Source organism: Brevibacterium sp. CBA3109 (assembly GCF_040256645.1).
GTDB classification, from domain to species: domain Bacteria; phylum Actinomycetota; class Actinomycetes; order Actinomycetales; family Brevibacteriaceae; genus Brevibacterium; species Brevibacterium koreense.
On the sequence record NZ_CP158281.1, the window covers coordinates 471,433 to 491,141 of the forward strand.

Below are 19,709 nucleotides of genomic sequence, written 5' to 3' on the forward strand. Positions count from 1 at the left end.
CTGAAGGTGGGCGCCCGCTTCACTGGCTATCTGCTGGTGATCATCGCGGGGCTCACGGTCGCGGGTTTCATCGCGTTCCAGCTGGCGGAGATCGTCATCCCCTTCTTGGCAGGGCTGATCCTCTCGGCTCTCCTGGTTCCGATGTCGTCGTTCCTGCAGCGTCATCGTTGGCCGAAATGGTTGGCCGTGATCACGGTATGGGTGATTGTGCTCGGCGCCCTGGCCGGGTTGATCTTCCTCATCGTCTATCAGGTCAAAAACGAACTCTCTGCAATCCAGGATCAGGTGGGCGTGTCGCTTGAAGCTGGGCAGAAGTTTCTCGCAAGCGAACCTTTCGGATTGACCGATCAGAAGGTCAATGACTTCATTGCTTCCTCGGGCCAATGGCTCAAAGACCATGCGGCGGGTCTGCAGTCGGGAGCTGCGGAGGTCGGAGCCACCGCCGCTCATATCGTTGAAGGCATCCTCATCGTCTTGTTCGTGACCCTGTTCGCGCTGATCGACGGCAGAGGGATCTGGTCCTGGGCGGTGCACATATGGCCGGCCAAATCGCATTCGCGAATCGAAGAAGCCGGAGAAGCCGGGTGGAAGACCCTGTCGAACTTCATCAGAATCCAGCTCGTCGTGGCCGCCACCGACGCCGTCGGAATCGGAGTGGGCGCGCTGATCCTCGGTGTGCCGTTGGCCGTTCCCATCGCAACCGTCGTGTTCCTGGGTGCCTTCGTCCCCTTCGTCGGAGCCATCATCGGCGGTGTCTTCGCGGTCGGGCTGGCGCTGCTGTTCAACGGGTGGATCCATGCTCTGATCCTGCTCGGAATCGTGATCCTGGTGCAGCAGATCGAAAGTCACGTCCTCCACCCGCTGCTGACCGGTTCAAGGGTGAAGATCCACCCCCTGGCGGTGATCCTCGGCGTGACAGCAGGGGCAGCCATGGCCGGCATCGCCGGGGCATTCTTCGCGGTGCCCGTCATCGCAACACTGAACGCGATGGTCCGCGCTGCCCGGCATCACACCGACGCCCCCGCAGTCGTGGCACCTCAGATGCCGAGTGGAGACGAAGACGGGGCTCATCATTGTGATGACGATGCCCCTGAGTGATTGAAGAAGAGTTCCCCCGCCAGGAGCAGGGCTTCGTGCACAGGCCGTCGTCAAAGGTATTCAAAACATGCCATCTGAACGGTCGGCAACCTCGGCGAAATCGTTGATTTCAGGTGATCTGCCCTGGGTGATGAGCTATGCTGGCGAAGTTGCACGACGTGACCTATGAGGTCAGAGCTCGCCTTTATGCGAGTTGGTCCTGCCCTGCGCGCCCTTGGTTCGTCCTTCACAAAGGATGTGATCCACGCACTGCGCAGACGTCACCGCCACATCCTTGCTGGTGACTTCTCTTCGATTCGACCGCTGCCAGATATGCCCCGTGGTACGGCACTGCGGTTTGACGAACACTGATGACGGCCTCGGCGCGAAGCCTGCCGTCACACGACCACGAGGATCAATTATGACGACACTGCCCGATGCTTCCACCACGACCGATTCCACACCGACCCGGCTGAGGGCCATCACCGACGAGGAGATCTTCTCCGCCCACGAGGGTGGCAAACTCTCTGCCGAGCTCACTCGACCGCTGGAAACGCAGCGCGATCTCTCGATTGCCTACACCCCAGGTGTCGCCAAGGTCTGCACCGCCATCAAGGACACACCGGAGCTGGCTCGGACCCACACGTGGACGGGCCGCCTCGTCGCTGTCGTCTCCGATGGCTCCGCCGTACTAGGGCTCGGCGACATCGGGGCGAAGGCCTCCCTGCCGGTCATGGAGGGCAAGTGCGCCCTGTTCAAACGCTTCTCCGGCCTCGACGCGATCCCGATCGTCCTCGACACAAATGATGTCGACGAGATCGTCGAGACCTTGGTACGACTGCGCCCCTCCTTCGGCGCCGTCAACCTCGAAGACATCTCGGCTCCGCGCTGCTTCGAAGTCGAAGAGCGTGTCAAAGCCGCCCTCGACATTCCCGTCATGCATGACGATCAGCACGGAACCGCGATCGTCGTGCTCGCCGCGTTGACGAATGCGCTGCGCGTGGTCGGCAAGTCGTTTGACTCGGTGCGGGTGGTCCTCTCCGGTGCAGGCGCGGCAGGCGTGGCTGTGACCAAGATCCTCGGCGATGCGGGAGTCGGTGATGTCACCGTGCTCGACTCCAAGGGCATCATCGATTCCAGTCGCGGCGATCTCACCGAGACGAAAGAATGGATTGCCTCTAATACGAATCCGCGGGGCGTCTCGGGCGGGATCGACACCGCCCTCGACGGTGCGGACGTGTTCATCGGCGTCTCCGGCGGCACCATTGATGAGTCGCACCTGCCGCAGATGGCCGAGGACGCGGTGATCTTCGCGCTGTCGAATCCGGATCCGGAGATCATGCCCAACATCGCCTCGAAGTATGCCTCGGTCGTGGCCACCGGGCGCAGCGACTTCCCGAATCAGATCAACAACGTCCTCGCGTTCCCCGGCATCTTCCGCGGGGCGCTGGATGCCGGTGCCACCGACATCACCGATGCGATGAAGCTGGCCGCTGCTCGTGCGATCGCCGATCTGGTCGGCGATGACCTGGCCCCGGACTATGTTGTCCCTGGCGCACTGGACGAGCGGGTCGCCCCAGCTGTGGCAGATGCCGTCGAATCGGCCGCCAACGCCGCAGGAGTGGCGCGAGTCTGAGCAGGCCAAGAGCTTGCCTGGCGCCTGTTCGACCCCCTCCTGGTGAGGTTTGGAACAACAGTTCGGGGACCGGATGCGATCATGCATCCGGTCCCCGAACCCGTGGGCGGGTCGCCCTCCTCAGGAGGGGCGCCAACGATCTGGAGTCAGTCGTCGCTGACGGTGACGGTCACCTCGATGTTGCCCCGGGTGGCATTGGAATACGGGCAGACCTCGTGGGCCTTGTCTGCAAGCACCTGGGCTTCGGCCGAATCGAGGTGGGGGAGCGTGACCTCGAGTGTCACGGCGAGCTGGAAGCCGCCCGCGTCGTTCTTGCCGATGCTCACCTGTGCTCCGACGGAGGAATCGTCGACGTTCGCCTTGGACTGGCCGGCCACGAGCCGCAGCGCCGAGTGGAAGCACGCGGCATAGCCGACGGCGAAGAGCTGTTCCGGATTCGTGCCTTCGCCGGATCCGCCCATCTCTGTGGGTGTGGAGAGGCCGAGGTCGACTTTTCCGTCGCTGGTGCGGCTGCGACCATCACGTCCTTCTCCGGTGGCAAGTGCTTCTGCTGTGTAGAGAGCCTTCATTGTGGTTCCTTCCATTGGTCGTGTATTCCGTGGTGGGTCGATGGTGTCTGAGGGGCGGAGGCGGATCAGTCGCGGTCTGCGACAGCCTCTGCCCGCAGATTGAGGGTGAGTAGCTGCAGGGAGTCGAGCATCTTCTCCAATTCGTCGGGGTCGATTTTCGTGCGCCCGACCACTTCTCGTGGCACACATTCAGCGAGTGCCTGACTCGCCGCACCTTCGGGGGTGAGGCGGACGAACACGCTGCGGGAGTCCTCGCTCGAGCGATGCCGCGTGACATAGCCGTGATTCTCGAGTCGAGACAGCAGTGGCGACAGTGTTCCGGAGTCCAGCTGCAGGCGCTCTCCGAGTGCCTTGACCGTGATGCCGTCTGCCACGGAATCTGCCGGTCCGTGGCTGAGGGGCTCGGTCATATCCGTCGCGGCGTCCTCCTCCCACAGCACCAGCATCACCAGATACTGCGGGTAGGTGATGCCGAGTTCTGCGAGGAGCTCACGGTAGGTCGCGGTCATGGCCCGCGAAGCCGAATAGAGGACGAAGCAGAGCTGCTTGTCGAGTGCGAGCGTGTTCATAGCTAAATGATTGCACACAATTGAATTGTGCACAACTAATTACGGTGAGTCTGCCTGCTGAGCTCACGTGCCTTCGTCGCTACGGCATGAGTCGGCCGGCCGGTCGACAGTGAACGGCTCTCCAGATTCGGCAGGGATGAGGAAATCGGGGACGGCGAATCTGCTTTCGGGCACACGCCCAATTCGCGCGATCCGGCACGGATCACTGCAGGCTCGAGTTCCGGGACGGCTGCTCTCATCGCCGGTGGCGGTGAAGCGATCAGCTGGTGAGGCGATCAGCTGGTGAAGCGCGGTGTCCGTTTCTCCAGCATCGCAGCCACCGCCTCATGGTGGTCCGGCTGGAAGTGCGCTGTGGCCTGAAGTGAGGCACAGTCTTCGAGCATCGAGGCCAGAGTGTGGCGTTCCGAGTCGAGGAGGAGCTGCTTGGTCGCTCGGACCGAATAGACAGGGTTGGCCGCGACCCGACCGGCCAGCTCGAGCGCGCGTTCGATGAGCTCGTCAGCGGGGACCACGTAGTTGACCAGGCCCCACCGCTCGGCGGTGACGGCATCGACACGGTCGCCGGTCAGTGCCATCTCGGCCGCGCGAGCCGCACCGATGAGGCGAGGGAGGAACCAGGCACCGCCATCACCGGCGATGAGTCCCAGCTGCACGAACGACTCCGCGAACCACGCGTGATCGGAAGCCACTCGCATATCGCACATGGTCGTCAGGTCCATGCCGGCGCCGACGGCAGGCCCGTTGACCGCTGCGATGAACGGAACGTCGACGGACCGCATCGCCAGCGGAATCCGCTGCACCCCGTCACGGTATCCCTGGCGGATCTCCTCGAGGTCCCCGCCGAACATCCCTGACTTGTCGGCCATCTTCTTGATGTTGCCGCCGGCAGAGAACGCCTTGCCCTCACCGGTGAGGACGACGCATTTGACCGTCTCGTCCTCGCGGATTCGGTCGATGTTGCCCACCAGAGCATCGATCATCGGTTCGTCGGTGATCGGGTTGCGCTGCTCGGGAAGGTTGAGACTCCACAGCTCGATGGCCGGGGCCGGTCGTGTGATCAGGATGAGATCGGGGGAGTGGTCGGTCATGGGGTGCTCTTTTCTCTCGTCGTCTGTGCTCTCACGTCTGCTTTTTCTGTCTGTGCCTGCTCTGCTGCGACTTGCGACTCGGCCATCGGCTGCGACTCGGCCGTGACCGCACCGGAGTTCTGCAGCGCGGTGACCTCATCCTTGCCGAATCCGCATTCTTCGAGGATCTGCACCGAATGCTGGCCCGTCCTGGCGGGGCGCCTCGGCACCGGCGCATCCTGAGTCGAGAGGACGATGGGATTGCGTACGCCCTTGAACCCTGTTTCGTCTTCGAAGAACAGTTTCCGGTGCTGGACCTGTGGCTCCTCGTACATCTCGGGCACCGTATTGACCGGTGACGCCGGTATTCCCTTCGCGGCAAGAGCCTGGAGAAGATCGGCCCGAGCCTGCGATGAGACTCGTGACTGCAGGAGTGCCTTCAGCTCGGCTCGATTCGCGCTTCTGGAACCATTGTCGGCAAACCGTGGGTCGTCGACCAGCTCCATCAGGTCGAGATGCTGGCAGATTTTGGCGAACTGGCCGTCATTTCCACCGGCGATGAACAGGTCGCCGTCCCTGCAGCTGAACACCTCATACGGGGCGACTGTGGGATGGGCGGCACCCGTGCGATGCGGGGTTCCGCCACCGTAGAGCCAATTCGAGGCCTGCGGGATCAGCATGCTCACGGCGCTGTCGAGGAGAGTCGAGTCCAGAAGCTGGCCTCTGCCGGTCACATCCCGGTCGCGCAGGGCCAGGAGGATTGCCGAGAAGCTGTGCAGCGCGGTGACCATGTCGACGGCGGGCATTCCGAGGCGAACGGGTGACCCCTCGGGCTCTCCGGTGATGCTCATCAGCCCGCCGAAGGCCTGCATGACAGCGTCATAGCCGGGCCGACCGCCCAGAGGACCGTCGACTCCATAGCCGGTGATCCGGCAGTGGATCAGCCGCGGGAAGTCTCGTTCGATCCGCTCGGGGTCGAATCCCCACTTGTCCAAGGTGCCGGCCTTGAAGTTGTCGATGAGGATATCGGCGCCTGCGAGCAGTCTGGCCAGGACCACTTGACCCTCGACCAACTTCAGGTCGAGGCAGATATTGCGTTTGTTCCGATTGAGCGCGTTGTAGTACCCGGTGGTTCCGTCATCGGCGAAGGGGGGACCCCATTTGCGGGTGTCGTCGAGTTGAGGACCTTCAACCTTGATCACATCAGCACCGTGGTCGGCCAGGTACTGGGCGGTCAGAGGCCCCGCCATGATCCGGCACAGGTCGATGACCTTGAGCCCGTTGAGAATCATGAGGCGATCATCTCCCAGACGCTCTCCTCATCGGAGGAGACGAGGTCAGACAGCGCGTCGAGCAGCTCTTCGGGAGCATCCATCTGCCGCCGCGTCTGCAGCACACCCCTGGTGTACCTCTGGAGGGAATGTTCCAGCGTCGTCCCGATGGCACCGAGCGCCTGATGGGAGTTGCGGACCACGACCTCGATCGCGTCGAATGACGCCAGGCAGCCGGAGACGATCTCCAACCTGGCAGCCGGGGTCGGGCCATGGTCGGATGACAGGTGGTGAAGCGCATTTGCCGCCGCCGAGGCGACCATCTCCGACTGCGCGGCGCAGTCGGCAATGAGCTTCTGGACCGCCTGGAATCGACCCACAGGACGCCCGAACTGGGTACGTTCGGTGGCATAGCGAACCGTCATCTCCACGATTTCCGACAGCTGTACTGCCGCGACCGCCAAGGCGCTGGCCTGACGGACCCCCGTGATCCAGTCATGATCCTCCAGCGAGGCGGCGACCCAGTTTGGTACAGAGGCGGTGGTGACCCGGGCGGCAGGGGAACCGTCGATGCTCACGATCGGCGCGGAGAGCTGGAAGTCAGAGATCAGGGCGATCTCGACCCCAGTCGAGGTTGAACGGTGGGTCAGGATCGCCGCGGCGTGGGTGGCCCACGGAACGGGCTCTGCGCCGTCGATCGCCGTCCACGGCACCAACAGGGTGCGCGCGGGCAGAGTGCCATCGAGCTCGGTCCCCGAGGTGAGCCTGATTGGGTACAGATCGAAGTCAGCGTTGGGGTAGACGATCCCCGCACGCGCCAGCCCCACCTGGGTGCCGATGGTCGCGGCAAGGACTTCGAGGCTCTGAGCGTCACCGGATTCGCAGGCGATATCGGTCAGACCCGCCTCGGTGAGGGCGGTCAGCAACCCAGTCAGATCGGGGGTCTCCACACAGGTGTGGGCCAGGCTCGCGTCGTCTGCGATGGCAGCGGCGAGGTCGCGGACTTGGTCGAGGTCATCAGTGAATGTCATTGTTCTTCTCTCTTTCAGCGCAGGCCAAGCTGCCGAGCGATGATTCCGTCGAGGATCTCGGTGGTGCCGCCGCGCAAGGTGAATCCCGGTCGCTGCAGGACGCTGGCGGAGACCATGGAATTCAGGTCCTCGAAGCCGTCGAGGCGGACCCTGTCAGCGGTCTCGGCGATGTCGCCTTCGAGCTTGGTGCCGAGGACCTTGACGATGGCGGCCGCGGTGTCGGGCGTCTCTCCGCGGGCCAGTGCATTGGCGATGCCGAAGGACATTGTGCGCAGACTGACAACGCGAGCCAGATGGGGGAGGAAGGCGCGCCGGTGTGGGGAGGCCAGGCCCTTCTCCAGCAGTGGATAGGTCGAGAGCACACGTTCGGGCCCGCTGCGCTCATAGGACAGTTCCGAGGTGACCTGCTCCCAACCGTTGCCGATTGTGCCGAAGACATGGTCATCGGGAACGAACACCGAGTTGAGGACGACCTCGTTGAAGTGCTGGGAGCCGTTCATCGACGTGATGACGTTGACGTCAACGGCGGGATCCTTGAGGTCGACGATGAACTGGGACAGCCCGGCGTGCCGGTCGGAGGTGTCAAGGGCCTCAGTGCGCGCCAGGACGATGAACCGGTCGGCGTGATGGGCGCCGGAAGTCCACACCTTGGTGCCCGTGATCTGCCAACCTCCCGATGCGCGCACACCCTTGGTCTTCACGCTGGCCAGGTCGGAGCCGGAGTCGGGTTCGGACATTCCGATGCCGAAGCTGACGTCACCCGCGGCGATCCGGGGCAGGTAGGTCTGCTTCTGATGATCGGTGCCGTATTTGAGGAAGGAGGGGGCGATCTGGCGATCAGCCACCCAGTGCGCGGCGAGGGGGGCGCCGCCAGCCAGGAGCTCTTCGGTGACGACGAATCGTTCGAGGAAGGTCTTGCCGTGGCCGCCGTGCTCGGTGGGGATCGTCATGCCCAGCCAGCCCTGATCGGCCAGCTTCTTCGTGAAGTCCGTGTCCCAGCGCGTCAGCCAGGTGTCGACCCAGGGCGTGTAGCTGCCGGCCTCGCGTTCCCGTTGGAGAAATGCTCTCACCATATGGCGGAGCTGGGTCAGCTGCTCGGTTTCGTCCGCTGGGGCGGGAAACAATCCGATAGGCAATGTGGTCTCCTCATAGACTGCGTTGTCACCATCACGTTACTACATAAAGGAGTAGTTATCTACGTATGTACGTAGTACGGCCGATATGCGTGAAGTATCCTGAACCCATGACTGCGCACAACTCTTCGCCCGTGGCCACGAACCGGCCGAACCACCGGATGGTCGATCGGGTGTCGGCGATCCTGGAGGCGGCCGCGCGGAGTCGGGCGGGCCTGACGCTGACGGAGTTGGCCGCTCATATCGACGCGCCGCTGTCATCGACCCAGGGCCTGGCCAACGGGTTGGTCGCTACCGGTTATCTCATTGAGCGTGACCGGACCTACCACCTGGGGCCCGCGCCCTTCTTCCTCACCCGACTCGCTGGAGCATCACCGGTGGATGCGGTGGCGAGTGAGCACCTGCAGGAGATCCACGCGGCGACCGGCCACACGGTCGTCCTCGCTATCGCCGTCGGCGATGGCCTCTACTACGTCGATCACGTGGCCGAATCCGCCCGGTACAGCTATCTGGCAGAGAACTTCATCAAGCGCTCTCTGATCCGCGCCTCTTCGGGGTGGATTCTGCTCAGCGGCATGTCCCGCAGGGATCTGTGGAGCTACCTGTCGCTGCTTCCGCCCGAGGACGAGCCCTTCGCCGATGAGTTCCTCGACTCCCTGCATCAGATCCAGACCGACCAGATCGTCGTCGCCCCGACGGTGTCGACATCGGGCATCGAGGGCATCGCCACATCTGTGACCTCCGAGGGGGAGATCATCGGCTCAGTTGCTGTGATCGGCGACCACGAGGAGATCCTCAACGACGCCGATACCATCTCCTCGATCCTCCTCGACTACCGCAGCAGATGGAGTTCGTGAGGCGTGACGCGTTCGGTCCTCACTTCATATACGTGGGCAACCACAGGACGAGCTCGGGCCAGATCAGGAATACCAGCGCGACGATGAGCATCGCGACAATATAGGGGATCGCGCCGAGGAACACCTCACCGACGGGACGGCCCGCTGAGCGTGCGACAACGAACGCGTTGAGGCCCATGGGCGGAGTCACCAGCCCCACCTCAGCGAGGAGGACGATGAAGATGCCGAACCACACGGGATCATAGCCGAACTGCTCCACCAGCGGCAGGACCACCGGAACCGTCAACGCCAAGATGGCGATCTGATCCAGGAAGAAGCCGAGGATCAGATAGAAGACCGCGATGATGAGCATGACGGCGAACGGTGAGATCGGCAGGCCCGACATCCAGTCGACGAGATTCGGTGCCACCCGTGTTTCGACGAGGAAGTGTCCGAAGATCTCCGCGCTGGCCGCTGGCCGCTGGCGTAGTACTCGAGGTCGATCCCGAGGTCCTTGGCCTCATCGGATTGGAGTGTCTCGACCATCTCGTTCGTCCCGCCCAAGGCGAGCGGGTGCGTCTGCGGGAACGAGTCCGCCATCACCAGGGTCACCTCGTCGGGGTCGGCTGCCTGGGCGGCGCATCCGCTCAGCAGCGCGAGCGAGGCCAGTCCTGCGATCAGGCTTCGACCTGGTTTGCTGCAGGCGGGTGTGTAGGGACGGCGCATCATCGAGCTCCCGAAAGTTGCGTACTTATGAATATCTATATGTATATCCGTAGTTCGCACTTTATGAGAGACCGTGGGTGTGTGTCAACGGAGGTCGTGGTCAGTGGCTGTGACCGGGGACGAAAACGGGCGCCAACGCGAAATATCGCATTGGCGCCCGTTTCGCGATCGCAGGACCGCGGTGGGAGATGCTCTGTGGCGCTCGCCTCAGGAGTCGTGGGTCGTCGGACCCTCTCGAGCAGCCCGATTCTTCGCCGCCTTGGCGTCATTCGCTGCTGTCTTCGAGACTGCATACCCGTAGGACTGGGGGCCGGATTCGCCCTCAAGACCCATGGTGTTTGCGGCGTCCTCAGACGCATTGGCCGCGAACAGTGCGGTCCTGATCTCGCTCCCGATCTCTCCGAGTCCGCCGGGGTTCGAGGGCATGAACAGCACATTCGAGCGACCTTCTTGGGCCACGTTCTGCATGGTGTCGAAGTACTGGGTCATCATGAGCAGCTGCTCGGCGGTTTTGTCGATGCCCACCTCCTGCAGCTTGGAGTACTGTTCGGCGATGCCTTGGGCAATGGCCTTTCGCTGGGCGGCCACACCTTCACCGTGCAGGCGCATCGCCTCGGATTCTGCCTGAGCCTGGGTGACTCGCTTGATCTTGTCGGCTTCCGCCAGGGACTGCGCCGCCACTCGATCTCGCTGCGCGGCATTGATCGAGTTCATGGAATCGCGGACCTTGGAGTCCGGGGTGATGTCGGTGACCAGCGTGCTCACGATCTTGAACCCGTACCGGCGCATCGACTCCGAGAGGCGACGTTCGACGTTCTCCGCGATGTCGTCCTTCGATTCGAAGGCCGTGTCCAGGGTCAGGCCCGAGAGTGCGGAGCGCACGGTGTCGAAGACATAGGATCTGATCTGCTCCTCGGAATTCGCCAGCTTGTAGTAGGCGTCGGTGACGTTGTCTTCCTCGACGACATACTGCACGGCCACAGGGACGGTGACGAACACGTTGTCACTCGTCTTCGACTCAATATTTACCTCGAGCTGCTGGACGCGCAGCGAGATCGGCTTGCTGATCGTTTCGACGAGAGGCATTTTGAAGCTCAGGCCCGGTTTTGCGACCTTCTTGAACTTGCCGAATCGTTCGACGATGACGTTCTCCTGCGTCTTGACGGTGAAGAACATGCTGGTCCTCAGCTTGCCGAACAGCAGTACGGCGAGGACGATGACGATGATCACGATAGTGATGACGCTACCGGTGAGGATTTCCATGGCTGCTCCGAGCTCGTGTAGGTATGCTGCCGATCACAACATCTGTTGCTGACCCACTCTAGTGGTCATCGAGCCTGAAGTGTGAGGGTGAGGCTGCCCGGCTCATTGTGCAGCCTTGACCTCGACCTTCAGCTCCGGACGCGTGGCCGGCTGCTCGTCGGCGGGGAACGAATCGACGATCTGATCGACGAGTGGCTGCAGGAAGAGCCTGCCGAGTTGGCGCACCATCACCGTGACAACCTGTTCCACCCGGTCACGGCTGGAAGAGGCATGCCCCGCGTCGCGCATCGCCTCGACGCTTTCCAAGGACAGAGACGCCAGGCGTGAGATGAGGGTCCCCTCGGTGGGCAGTTCCAGGACCTGCCGGCGCAGGTAGCCGACGACGAGGGGATTGTCCTCGAGCATCTGAGCCACGCTCGCATCGCGGACCGTGACGTCTGCGACCCCGTCCGCGGACCGGGCGTCGGCACGGTCGAGAGCCGCGGCGAAGAGCTCGACGATCCAGCGCTCGACCCCTTCGCGGGTGCCCTCCTTCGACCCGAAGTAGTGGCCGATGAGGCCGATGGCAACCCGGGCCTCTGAGGCAATGGCGCGCAGGGGCGTGCCAGCGAAGCCTTTGACCGCGAACTGGTGGAGAGCGGCATTGCGAATACGGGCACGACTCGTCAGGTCATCAGGTGCGGCTTCCTCGAAACCGCTGTCGCCGGTCGCCGCCATCTCATCTGTCACAGTCTCGTTCCGTCCTTCTTGTCCATCATCGGCAATTCTCGCACGCAATCCATTGAACAACCTTTCAATATCTTATACAGTTATTCAAAAGCGGTGAACAATCCGTCTGTGCGCAACAGGAGGCAACTCAATGAACGACCATGAACCACTGGCCGGCATCACGGTCATCAACCTGGCGATCAACCTGCCCGGGCCTCTCGCCGCGGCGCGCCTCTTCGCACTCGGCGCGCGGGTCATCAAGGTCGAGCCGCCGGCAGGCGATCCGGTCGCACAGATTGCTCCCGAGTACTACAAGGAACTGTCTGCGGGACACGAGGTCGTCACGATCAATCTCAAGGACGACGCAGGGATCGCGCAGCTGAACTCACTCGCCGCTGAAGCCGATATTCTCATCACCGCGATGCGACCGCGAGCCGCACAGGGCCTCGGACTGCCCGGCATCGTCGAACAGCACGGACTCGTTCATGTCGAGATCGTCGGGTTCGCCGGAGACCGGGCGGACGTCCCCGGACACGACCTCACTTATCAGGCAGCTCACGGAACCCTCCTTCCGGGCAGCACACCAACCATTCCCGTCGCCGACATCGTCGGCGGCGAGAGCGCAGCGACCGCCGCGCTGGCCGGCTTGCACCAGCGCGAATCGCAGACCGAGGGGGCGAGGACCGGCATCGTCAGGCGCGTCGTTCTCGATGACGCTGCAGCCTGGGCCGCAGGTCCGGCCCGTCATGGGCTCACCTCACCGGGAGGCCCATTGGGCGGAGGGTCACCGTTCTACCGGACCTACGACACGGCAGACGGAACGATCGCCGTCGGCTGCGTCGAACCGGCCTTCGCCAAGGCCCTAGCGCAGTACGTCGGCAGCGACTTCGACACCCTCGAGCGTGCATTCGCCGTGAAGTCCACGAGCGAATGGATGGAGCTTGCCAGGGCCCACGACCTTCCCTTTGAGCCCGTCGCCATGGCCACGTCGCCAGCTGCAATCCCGGCTCAGCGGCAGGCCTGAACGCCACACCTGAAACCAACCACCCGCCGACGAAGGAGTCGATATGCCAACACTGCCAGGAATACTTCGTACCACCGCCCATGCCTATCCCGACCGTCCCGCGCTGACCTTCGAGTCACATACGACGACCTATGGCGAGTTCGATGCCAAGGTTGATCAGCTTGCCGCCGAACTCATCGCTCGCGGAGTCACCCCGGGCGATCGGATCGTCATCGTCTCGCTGAACACCGATGCGTTCGCCATCGGCGCCTATGCCGGTCTGCGCGCGGGAGCAATCATCGCCCCGGTCAACCCGAAGTCCGCCTCGGCCGAGATCGAGCACTTCATCACCGACACAAGCGCCACCGTCCTCCTGTTCGGACCGGACTGCGCCGGACCGGTCAGCGCCTGGGCCGGCGATCATCCCGAAACCGCCGCTGGAGTCTCCGCCCTGTCGTTGGGACCGGCGGAGTTCGGTGAGGACGTCTTCGCTGCGGCGTCGGGCCGCCTGGCCGAGGAAGTCAACCTCGACATCGCTGAGGATGGTGACGCCGTCATCATCTATACCTCCGGCACAACCGGGAAGCCGAAGGGCGCCCTGTTCGATCATCACCGGATCATCTGGGTCGGGGTCAACACCACGCTGGCCTTCGGGCTGAGGCTGCACGACCGGATCCTCCATGTCGCCCCGCTCTACCATTCGGCGGCGCTGAACCTACTCTTCTTCCCCGGAATGATGGCCGGCGCCCATCAGGTCATCCATTCGACCTTCGACCCCGAGGCGGTTCTCGCCGCCTTCGAGGAACACCAGATCAGCGTCTTCTTCGGAGTCCCGACGATGTACGCATTCCTCCTGCGTGCACCCGGTCTGTCCAGTCGTGACACCTCGAGCCTGCGCGTTGCGATCTACGGCGCGGCACCGATGCCGAGCACCGTCGCCGAGCGCATCTTCGAAGCCTTCCCTCACACAGAGATCATCCAAGCGTGCGGACAGACAGAGGGCGGACCCGGCGGCATCATCCTCACCCATGACGACGTCAAACAGAAGCCCTCTGCCTCGGGACGCTTCCCCATCCCGAACACCGAAGTCCGCATTGTCGGCGCCGACGGCGAAGACACTCAGCCCGGCGAGGTGGGCGAGATGATCATGCGCGGGGAGACGATGATGAAGGGGTACTGGGGCCGACCCGACGCGACCGCACAGACCATCGTCGACGGCTGGGTGCACACCGGTGACCTCGTCTTGGTCGACGACGAAGGCTTCATGACCATCGTCGACCGGCTCAAGGACATGATCATCACAGGCGGACACAACGTGTACTCGGCCGAAGTGGAGAACGCGCTCGCCGCCTACCCGGAGATCATCGACATCGCGATCATCTCGCGGCCGAATGAGGATTGGGGCGAGTCCATAGTCGCCGTCGTCACCCCGGCCCAAAACGGGCAGCCCACCCTCGAAGGCCTCAAGGAGTTCGCGCAGCCGCGGCTCTCGTCCTACAAGATCCCGCGCGAGATCGTCATCTCCGAGATCCCGCGCAATCCTTCCGGCAAAATCCAGAAGCACAAGATCAGAGAGAGGTTCCAGTGATGGCGCAGACAGATACAGGTGCACACGAGGCAGTCATCGTCGACGCGGTCCGCACTCCCGTCGGCAAGTTCCGTGGAGCACTGCGCGAGAACCACCCCGTCGACCTCCTGGCGAGCACGATGAGCCACCTCGTCGAACGGGCCGGGGTTGAGCCACACGCCATCGATGATGTGATCATCGGTGTGGGTCGCCAGTGCGGAGAGCAGTCGGGAAATGTCGCCCGCAACGCCCTCCTCGGCGCCGGGCTGCCGACATCCCTGCCGGGGACGACACTCGATCGGCAGTGCGGATCGGGCCAGCAGGCCGTGCAGTTCGCCGCCCAAGCCATCCGCGCCGGTGACTACCGCTACGCCATCGCCGGGGGAGTCGAATCGATGAGCCGGGTCGACATGGGTCCCCTCTTCGACCCGGCCGGTCCCCGTGGCGACTGGTACGGGCAGAAGGCTCTGGCTCGCTTCGACGGAGACCTGCCCTCACAGGGGCGATCCATCGAACTCGTCGTCAAGGAATTCGGCTTCGACCGTGAGAAACTCGATGCCTTCGCCGTCCGCAGCCACCACCGTGCCGCCGCGGCCACTGACGCCTCACGGTTCGCCGATGACCTCGTGCCACTCACCGGGCTGACCAAGGACGGCGCCGAGGTGGCCCTGACCTCGGATGAGGGCATCCGTCCCAATGTGGATTCGGACAAGGTCGCCTCACTGCCCACGGTCTTCGCGGCTGACGGTGCCGTCACTGCCGGCAACTCCTCTCAGATCTCCGACGGTGCCGGAGCACTGCTGCTTGCCGATCGCAGTGTCGCGGAGTCAGCCGGCCTGCGACCGCGGGCGCGGATCGTGGCCAGTGTCGCCGCCGCCGCTGATCCGGTCCTCCAGTTCACCGCGGTCCTGCCTGCCAGCCACAGAGTCCTGGAGAAGGCGGGACTGTCCATCTCAGACATCGACCTCGTCGAGGTCAACGAGGCCTTCGCCCCGGTTCCTCTGCTCTTCCAACGGGAGTTCGGCGTCGATGATGAGATCCTCAACGTCAACGGCGGCTCCATCGCGATCGGCCACCCGATCGGCTCGACGGGAGCACGACTGCTCACGGGGCTGGTCTCCGAACTCGAACGTCGCGGCGCCCGCTACGGTCTGCTCACGATCTGCGAGGGCGGCGGCATGGCCAACGCCACCATCGTCGAAAGGATCTGAACGATGACCGACACGAGATCTGGAACCACGGCACCGCCTCGGCGAGTCACCGGGGACCTGGTCACGGTCGAGGACCGTGGAGATGTCCGCGTCCTGACCCTCAACCAGCCGAAGGCTCTCAACGCACTCAACGCCGACCTCGAACGACGCCACCCCACCTGCAAAGGAGAATGACAATGATTCTTGACGGATACAGAGGTTCCTGGGAAACACAGGAAACAGACGATCTGCGCGAACTCGTACGCAACTTCATGAACAAGGAGATCGTGCCCAATCAGGCCAAGTTCGTCGAAGACCACCAGGTCGATCGCGAACTGTGGAACCGGGCCGGCGATGCGGGTCTGCTCTGCATCTCCATCCCCGAGGAATACGGTGGCGGTGGCGGTACCTTCGCCCATGAAGCTGTCATCCTGCAGGAACAGGGTTTTGTTGGTGATTCGGCCTGGGCCAACAGTGTTCACTCGACGATCATCGCCCACTACATCTATGCGTTCGGCACCGAAGAGCAGAAGAAGAAGTGGCTGCCGGGAATGGCCTCGGGCGAACTGGTCGCGGCAATCGCGATGACCGAACCCGGCACCGGCTCGGATCTGCAGAGCGTGAAGACGAAGGCCGTGCGTGATGGCGATGAGTACGTCATCAATGGGTCAAAGACTTTCATCTCCAACGGCACCCACTGTGACATCGTCGTCATCGTCGCTCGCACGAGCGAGGACGGCGGTGGCAAGGGTGTGTCCCTCATCGTCGCCGAGGTGGCCGATCTTCCAGGGTTCTCCCGTGGGCGCGTCCTCGATAAGGTCGGACAGCGAGGCCAGGACACCAGGGAGCTGTTCTTCGAGGACATGAGGGTGCCTGTCGACAACGTCCTCGGCGGTGTCGAGGGGCGGGGGTTCGTCCAGCTCATGCAGCAGCTGCCTCAGGAGCGACTGGCCTTGGCAGTGATCGGTGCGACGACCGCCGAGGCTGCCGTGCGTGAGGCGGTTGCGTATGCGAAGGAGCGTGAGGCGTTCGGCCAGCCGATCCTCAAATTCCAGAACACGAAGTTCGTTCTCGCCGAATGTGCCACGGAGACATTGTCGACCAGGGCATTCGTCGACCATCTCACGCAGCTGCACATCGACGGCAAGCTGACGACCGAGCAGGCTTCGGCCGGCAAGTACTGGGCGACGGACGCGCAGACCAATGTCATCGACCGCTGCCTGCAGATCTTCGGCGGGTACGGCTACATGCTCGAATACCCGATCGCGCGCATGTATGCCGATGCCCGGGTGCAGAAGATCTACGGTGGCACGAACGAGATCATGAAGGAGCTCATCTCCCGCGGGCTCTGAGCTCGGCGCCCGATCACGCCACCAAACTTCGACCTCACAGCAGGTCGCAAACTGACTTCACAACAGATGGAAATGGGAAGGAAAACCCTCATGCAGTTCAAGGACAAGACGTTCATCGTCACCGGAGGCGCCTCGGGGCTCGGAGCAGCCACCACAGCAGCGCTCATCGAGCGCGGCGCACGCGTCGTCGTCGCCGATATCGCAGGCGAAGCGCCTGCCGGCGCTGAGTTCGTCCAGACCGATGTCACGAACGAGGACAGCGTCGCCGCCGCAGTTGAGGCAGCGAACAAGGACGGTGGCCTCGCCGGCGTCGTCAACTGTGCTGGCATCGGAGTGGCGCAGAAGACCGTGAGCAAGAAGGGTCCACACGATCTGAGTGCCTTCAGCAAGGTCATCGGCATCAACCTCATCGGCACCTTCAACGTGATCCGTCTGGCCGCCGCCGCGATGGCGGAGAACGAGCCGGGGGAGGACGGAGAACGCGGAGTCGTCGTCAACACCGCATCTGTGGCCGCCTATGACGGTCAGATCGGTCAGGCTGCGTATTCGGCATCGAAGGGCGGAATCGTCGGAATGACTCTGCCGATCGCTCGCGATCTGGCAAGTGTCGGCGTCCGCGTCGTCACGATCGCGCCGGGACTCTTCTTCACCCCGATGATGGCGTCCATCCCCGAGGAGGCACGCGATTCCCTGGGCAGTCAGGTTCCCTTCCCCTCACGTTTGGGCAAGCCGGAGGAGTACGCCGAACTCGTCACTCAGATCGTGACGAACAGGATGCTCAACGGTGAGGTCATCCGCCTCGACGGAGCGATCCGGATGGCACCGCGCTGATCAGCACTTAAAGAGCCGCGCTCCTCGAACTGCATCGCAGTCGGGGAGCGCGGCTCTTGGGGTGCCGGTCTGGGTGAAGGACCGGCAGTCAACCACAAGAATGAGCGGTGCGATGATCCTTCTGCTTCTCGCTCGGACGATTCCGCGCAGAGATCGTTGGATAAACATCTGATGTCAGACGTATACTGGAACCTCGGTGCGGATCTATCTGTGGAGGGTGACCATGGCGGTAACATCAACGACGAGTCAGCCAGAACCTGCCACCGGAATCACCTATGGCAGCCGGAAGACGACGACCTCTGACCGGATTAAGGATCTCATCCTCTCAGACGGACTTCGACCCGGTGACCTCCTGCCCACCGAAGGTGAACTGTGCACCCGACTCGGCGTCTCCCGATCGAACGTCAGGGAAGCCATCCGCAAGCTCACCACGCTCGACATTGTCGACGTCCGGCATGGGCACGGAACCTACGTCGGCGAGATGTCGCTGGACGCACTCGTCGAAACCCTGGTGTTCCGCGGGGTGCTGAGTCCCGGCGATGACCTGCGGGCACTGCGGGACGTCGTCGAAGTCCGGGCGGCCCTCGACTGTGGAATGTCCGAGGCGATCGTAGCCAGACTGAAGGGCACGACGAATCCCGAACTGTCGGCGTTGGTCGACGATATGGTGGTGATGGCGAAGGACGGAAAGTCGTTTCCTCAGCAGGACCGAGCCTTCCACACGGGTCTGCTGGCGGTCTTGGACAATTCGCTCGTCGGTCAGCTTGTGGCTGCCTTCTGGGATGTGCACACCGCAGTGCTGCCGCGGCTCGAAGTCGCAGTCGCAGCCGACCTGGAGCAGACGGCTCAGGCACACGGCCAGATGCTCGAGGCTGCCCAGTCAGGAGACGTCGAAGCCTTCCACGCCGCGATCACGGTGCACTACGAGCCGATCGCCCGCGACCTCGACCGAGACGTCGGTTGAATTCATCGCCCCAGCTGGACGCTGAATCGATTGCACCCGCTGGCGGCTGCGCGGACGGCTGGACAACGACCTGAATGCACAGAGAACCGGCGAATACAGCGAACACAGAGAGTGGAGAACTCATGGAAGTCATCATCGCCCCCGACCACGAGTTGGCGACACTGGTCGCCGATGCCGTCGAGAGGCTCCTGCGCGAGGAGTCCTCACCTGTGCTGGGCCTGGCCACCGGATCGAGCCCGCTGCGCGTCTACGATGAGCTGGCCCGACGCCACGAGCAGGACAAGCTGTCGTTCGCCGGAGCCCGCGGATTCATGCTCGACGAATATGTGGGACTTCCGATCTCGCATCCGCAGTGCTACCGCAATGTCATTGACGCGGAATTCGTCTCTCGCGTCGACTTCGGCGACGCTGCGGTGCAGGGCCCGAACGGTGCGGCTGAGGACCTCGTTGCCGCCTCGGCGGAGTACGACCACGCCATCGCCGAGGTGGGAGGAATCGACCTGCAGATCCTCGGCATCGGCACCGACGGCCATATCGCCTTCAACGAGCCGGGATCGTCCCTGTGCTCGCGTACCCGCGTGAAGACCTTGGCCGACCAGACTCGGCTCGACAACGCCCGCTTCTTCAACGGCGATGTCGATCAGGTGCCGCGGCACTGCCTGACTCAGGGCCTCGGCACGATCAGGGAGGCCCGCCACCTCATGCTCATCGCAACGGGTGGCAACAAAGCAGAGGCCGTGCATCAGATGGTGGAGGGCCCGGTCTCGTCGATGTGGCCGGCGACTGTGCTGCAGATGCATCCGCATGCCACGATCCTCGTCGACGACGCGGCCGCATCGCGGCTGCAGCTGGGTGACTACTACCGGCAGACGTACGCGAACAAGCTCGACCGGCAGCGACTCTGAGTCGCTGCCCT

20 protein-coding genes are annotated in these 19,709 nt (G+C 63.4%); 11 read left to right on the plus strand and 9 right to left on the minus strand.

The annotated features are described in order from the left end of the window. Nucleotides 1–6: 6 nt before the first annotated feature. Together AAFP32_RS02145 and AAFP32_RS02150 are read left to right on the plus strand one after the other, a co-directional pair. Complete coding sequence (locus tag AAFP32_RS02145) at nt 7–1,098, plus strand: AI-2E family transporter (protein WP_350270435.1); 1,092 nt, start codon at nt 7–9, stop codon at nt 1,096–1,098. A 400-nt stretch (nt 1,099–1,498) separates the two neighbouring features. Further along, nucleotides 1,499–2,713 carry an NADP-dependent malic enzyme gene (locus tag AAFP32_RS02150; protein ID WP_350270436.1) on the plus strand — a complete coding sequence of 405 codons (1,215 nt, stop codon included), beginning with the start codon at nt 1,499–1,501 and terminating at the stop codon, nt 2,711–2,713. 146 nt (nt 2,714–2,859) lie between these two features. On the opposite strand, the gene AAFP32_RS02155 is transcribed toward AAFP32_RS02150, so the two are convergent. From AAFP32_RS02155 to AAFP32_RS02180, 6 genes are all read right to left on the minus strand, one after another. Continuing rightward, nucleotides 2,860–3,282: an organic hydroperoxide resistance protein gene (locus tag AAFP32_RS02155; protein ID WP_350270437.1), complete on the minus strand. Its 423-nt coding sequence runs from the start codon at nt 3,280–3,282 to the stop codon at nt 2,860–2,862. A gap of 65 nt (nt 3,283–3,347) precedes the next feature. Further along, nucleotides 3,348–3,851 carry a MarR family transcriptional regulator gene (locus AAFP32_RS02160; protein WP_350270438.1) on the minus strand — a complete coding sequence of 168 codons (504 nt, stop codon included), beginning with the start codon at nt 3,849–3,851 and terminating at the stop codon, nt 3,348–3,350. Nucleotides 3,852–4,126: 275 nt separating this feature from the next. Next, the gene (locus AAFP32_RS02165; protein WP_350270439.1) at nt 4,127–4,939 is read right to left on the minus strand and encodes a crotonase/enoyl-CoA hydratase family protein; all 813 of its coding nucleotides are present in this window, start codon (nt 4,937–4,939) and stop codon (nt 4,127–4,129) included. Then, entirely contained in the window at nt 4,936–6,210 is a 1,275-nt protein-coding gene (locus tag AAFP32_RS02170) for a CaiB/BaiF CoA-transferase family protein (protein WP_350270440.1), read from the minus strand. Before AAFP32_RS02170 ends, AAFP32_RS02165 begins: the two co-directional genes overlap by 4 nt. Then, entirely contained in the window at nt 6,207–7,220 is a 1,014-nt protein-coding gene (locus AAFP32_RS02175) for an acyl-CoA dehydrogenase family protein (RefSeq protein ID WP_350270441.1), read from the minus strand. The genes AAFP32_RS02170 and AAFP32_RS02175 overlap by 4 nt, the downstream gene beginning before the upstream one ends. Before the next feature lie 14 nt (nt 7,221–7,234). Next, complete coding sequence (locus tag AAFP32_RS02180) at nt 7,235–8,356, minus strand: acyl-CoA dehydrogenase family protein (RefSeq protein WP_350270442.1); 1,122 nt, start codon at nt 8,354–8,356, stop codon at nt 7,235–7,237. Between the two features lie 107 nt (nt 8,357–8,463). Here AAFP32_RS02180 and AAFP32_RS02185 point away from each other — a divergent pair, with 107 nt between their 5' ends. Further along, the gene (locus AAFP32_RS02185) at nt 8,464–9,210 is read left to right on the plus strand and encodes a helix-turn-helix domain-containing protein (protein WP_350270443.1); all 747 of its coding nucleotides are present in this window, start codon (nt 8,464–8,466) and stop codon (nt 9,208–9,210) included. Nucleotides 9,211–9,229: 19 nt separating this feature from the next. On the opposite strand, the gene AAFP32_RS02190 is transcribed toward AAFP32_RS02185, so the two are convergent. From AAFP32_RS02190 to AAFP32_RS02200, 3 genes are all read right to left on the minus strand, one after another. Then, a complete protein-coding gene (locus AAFP32_RS02190) occupies nt 9,230–9,619 on the minus strand; it encodes a TRAP transporter large permease subunit (RefSeq protein ID WP_350270444.1) in 390 nt (129 codons plus the stop codon). Nucleotides 9,620–10,122: 503 nt separating this feature from the next. After that, a complete protein-coding gene (locus tag AAFP32_RS02195; RefSeq protein ID WP_350270445.1) occupies nt 10,123–11,178 on the minus strand; it encodes an SPFH domain-containing protein in 1,056 nt (351 codons plus the stop codon). 102 nt (nt 11,179–11,280) lie between these two features. Further along, nucleotides 11,281–11,907: a TetR/AcrR family transcriptional regulator gene (locus AAFP32_RS02200; protein ID WP_350270446.1), complete on the minus strand. Its 627-nt coding sequence runs from the start codon at nt 11,905–11,907 to the stop codon at nt 11,281–11,283. 130 nt (nt 11,908–12,037) lie between these two features. Between AAFP32_RS02200 and AAFP32_RS02205 the strand changes: the two genes are divergently transcribed. From AAFP32_RS02205 to nagB, 8 genes are all read left to right on the plus strand, one after another. Further along, nucleotides 12,038–12,910, plus strand: coding sequence for a CoA transferase (locus AAFP32_RS02205; RefSeq protein WP_350270447.1), 873 nt, complete (start codon nt 12,038–12,040; stop codon nt 12,908–12,910). 43 nt (nt 12,911–12,953) lie between these two features. Further along, nucleotides 12,954–14,477, plus strand: coding sequence for a class I adenylate-forming enzyme family protein (locus tag AAFP32_RS02210; protein ID WP_350270448.1), 1,524 nt, complete (start codon nt 12,954–12,956; stop codon nt 14,475–14,477). Then, nucleotides 14,477–15,667 (plus strand): thiolase family protein, encoded by a 1,191-nt coding sequence (locus AAFP32_RS02215; protein ID WP_350270449.1) that lies wholly within the window; start codon nt 14,477–14,479, stop codon nt 15,665–15,667. Before AAFP32_RS02210 ends, AAFP32_RS02215 begins: the two co-directional genes overlap by 1 nt. A 3-nt stretch (nt 15,668–15,670) precedes the next feature. Beyond that, nucleotides 15,671–15,841 carry a hypothetical protein gene (locus AAFP32_RS02220; RefSeq protein ID WP_350270450.1) on the plus strand — a complete coding sequence of 57 codons (171 nt, stop codon included), beginning with the start codon at nt 15,671–15,673 and terminating at the stop codon, nt 15,839–15,841. A 2-nt stretch (nt 15,842–15,843) separates the two neighbouring features. After that, entirely contained in the window at nt 15,844–16,998 is a 1,155-nt protein-coding gene (locus AAFP32_RS02225; protein ID WP_350270451.1) for an acyl-CoA dehydrogenase family protein, read from the plus strand. Between the two features lie 90 nt (nt 16,999–17,088). Continuing rightward, nucleotides 17,089–17,829, plus strand: a complete 741-nt coding sequence (locus tag AAFP32_RS02230; RefSeq protein WP_350270452.1) for a 3-hydroxyacyl-CoA dehydrogenase — start codon at nt 17,089–17,091, stop codon at nt 17,827–17,829. A 223-nt stretch (nt 17,830–18,052) separates the two neighbouring features. Continuing rightward, nucleotides 18,053–18,793 carry a FadR/GntR family transcriptional regulator gene (locus tag AAFP32_RS02235; protein WP_350270453.1) on the plus strand — a complete coding sequence of 247 codons (741 nt, stop codon included), beginning with the start codon at nt 18,053–18,055 and terminating at the stop codon, nt 18,791–18,793. A gap of 122 nt (nt 18,794–18,915) precedes the next feature. Further along, nucleotides 18,916–19,698 (plus strand): glucosamine-6-phosphate deaminase, encoded by a 783-nt coding sequence (nagB, locus tag AAFP32_RS02240; RefSeq protein ID WP_350270454.1) that lies wholly within the window; start codon nt 18,916–18,918, stop codon nt 19,696–19,698. The last annotated feature ends 11 nt before the right edge of the window (nt 19,699–19,709 follow it).

Bases quoted from the DNA above. Each gene is read 5' to 3' on its own strand.
- AAFP32_RS02210 (WP_350270448.1), top strand. From the start codon at position 12,954: ATGCCAACACTGCCAGGAATACTTCGTACCACCGCCCATGCCTATCCC.
- AAFP32_RS02175 (WP_350270441.1), bottom strand. From the start codon at position 7,220: ATGACATTCACTGATGACCTCGACCAAGTCCGCGACCTCGCCGCTGCC.
- AAFP32_RS02225 (WP_350270451.1), top strand. From the start codon at position 15,844: ATGATTCTTGACGGATACAGAGGTTCCTGGGAAACACAGGAAACAGAC.
- AAFP32_RS02170 (WP_350270440.1), bottom strand. From the start codon at position 6,210: ATGATTCTCAACGGGCTCAAGGTCATCGACCTGTGCCGGATCATGGCG.
- AAFP32_RS02150 (WP_350270436.1), top strand. From the start codon at position 1,499: ATGACGACACTGCCCGATGCTTCCACCACGACCGATTCCACACCGACC.
- AAFP32_RS02220 (WP_350270450.1), top strand. From the start codon at position 15,671: ATGACCGACACGAGATCTGGAACCACGGCACCGCCTCGGCGAGTCACC.
- AAFP32_RS02165 (WP_350270439.1), bottom strand. From the start codon at position 4,939: ATGACCGACCACTCCCCCGATCTCATCCTGATCACACGACCGGCCCCG.
- AAFP32_RS02155 (WP_350270437.1), bottom strand. From the start codon at position 3,282: ATGAAGGCTCTCTACACAGCAGAAGCACTTGCCACCGGAGAAGGACGT.
- AAFP32_RS02195 (WP_350270445.1), bottom strand. From the start codon at position 11,178: ATGGAAATCCTCACCGGTAGCGTCATCACTATCGTGATCATCGTCATC.
- AAFP32_RS02205 (WP_350270447.1), top strand. From the start codon at position 12,038: ATGAACGACCATGAACCACTGGCCGGCATCACGGTCATCAACCTGGCG.
- nagB (WP_350270454.1), top strand. From the start codon at position 18,916: ATGGAAGTCATCATCGCCCCCGACCACGAGTTGGCGACACTGGTCGCC.
- AAFP32_RS02160 (WP_350270438.1), bottom strand. From the start codon at position 3,851: ATGAACACGCTCGCACTCGACAAGCAGCTCTGCTTCGTCCTCTATTCG.
- AAFP32_RS02215 (WP_350270449.1), top strand. From the start codon at position 14,477: ATGGCGCAGACAGATACAGGTGCACACGAGGCAGTCATCGTCGACGCG.
- AAFP32_RS02230 (WP_350270452.1), top strand. From the start codon at position 17,089: ATGCAGTTCAAGGACAAGACGTTCATCGTCACCGGAGGCGCCTCGGGG.
- AAFP32_RS02235 (WP_350270453.1), top strand. From the start codon at position 18,053: ATGGCGGTAACATCAACGACGAGTCAGCCAGAACCTGCCACCGGAATC.
- AAFP32_RS02185 (WP_350270443.1), top strand. From the start codon at position 8,464: ATGACTGCGCACAACTCTTCGCCCGTGGCCACGAACCGGCCGAACCAC.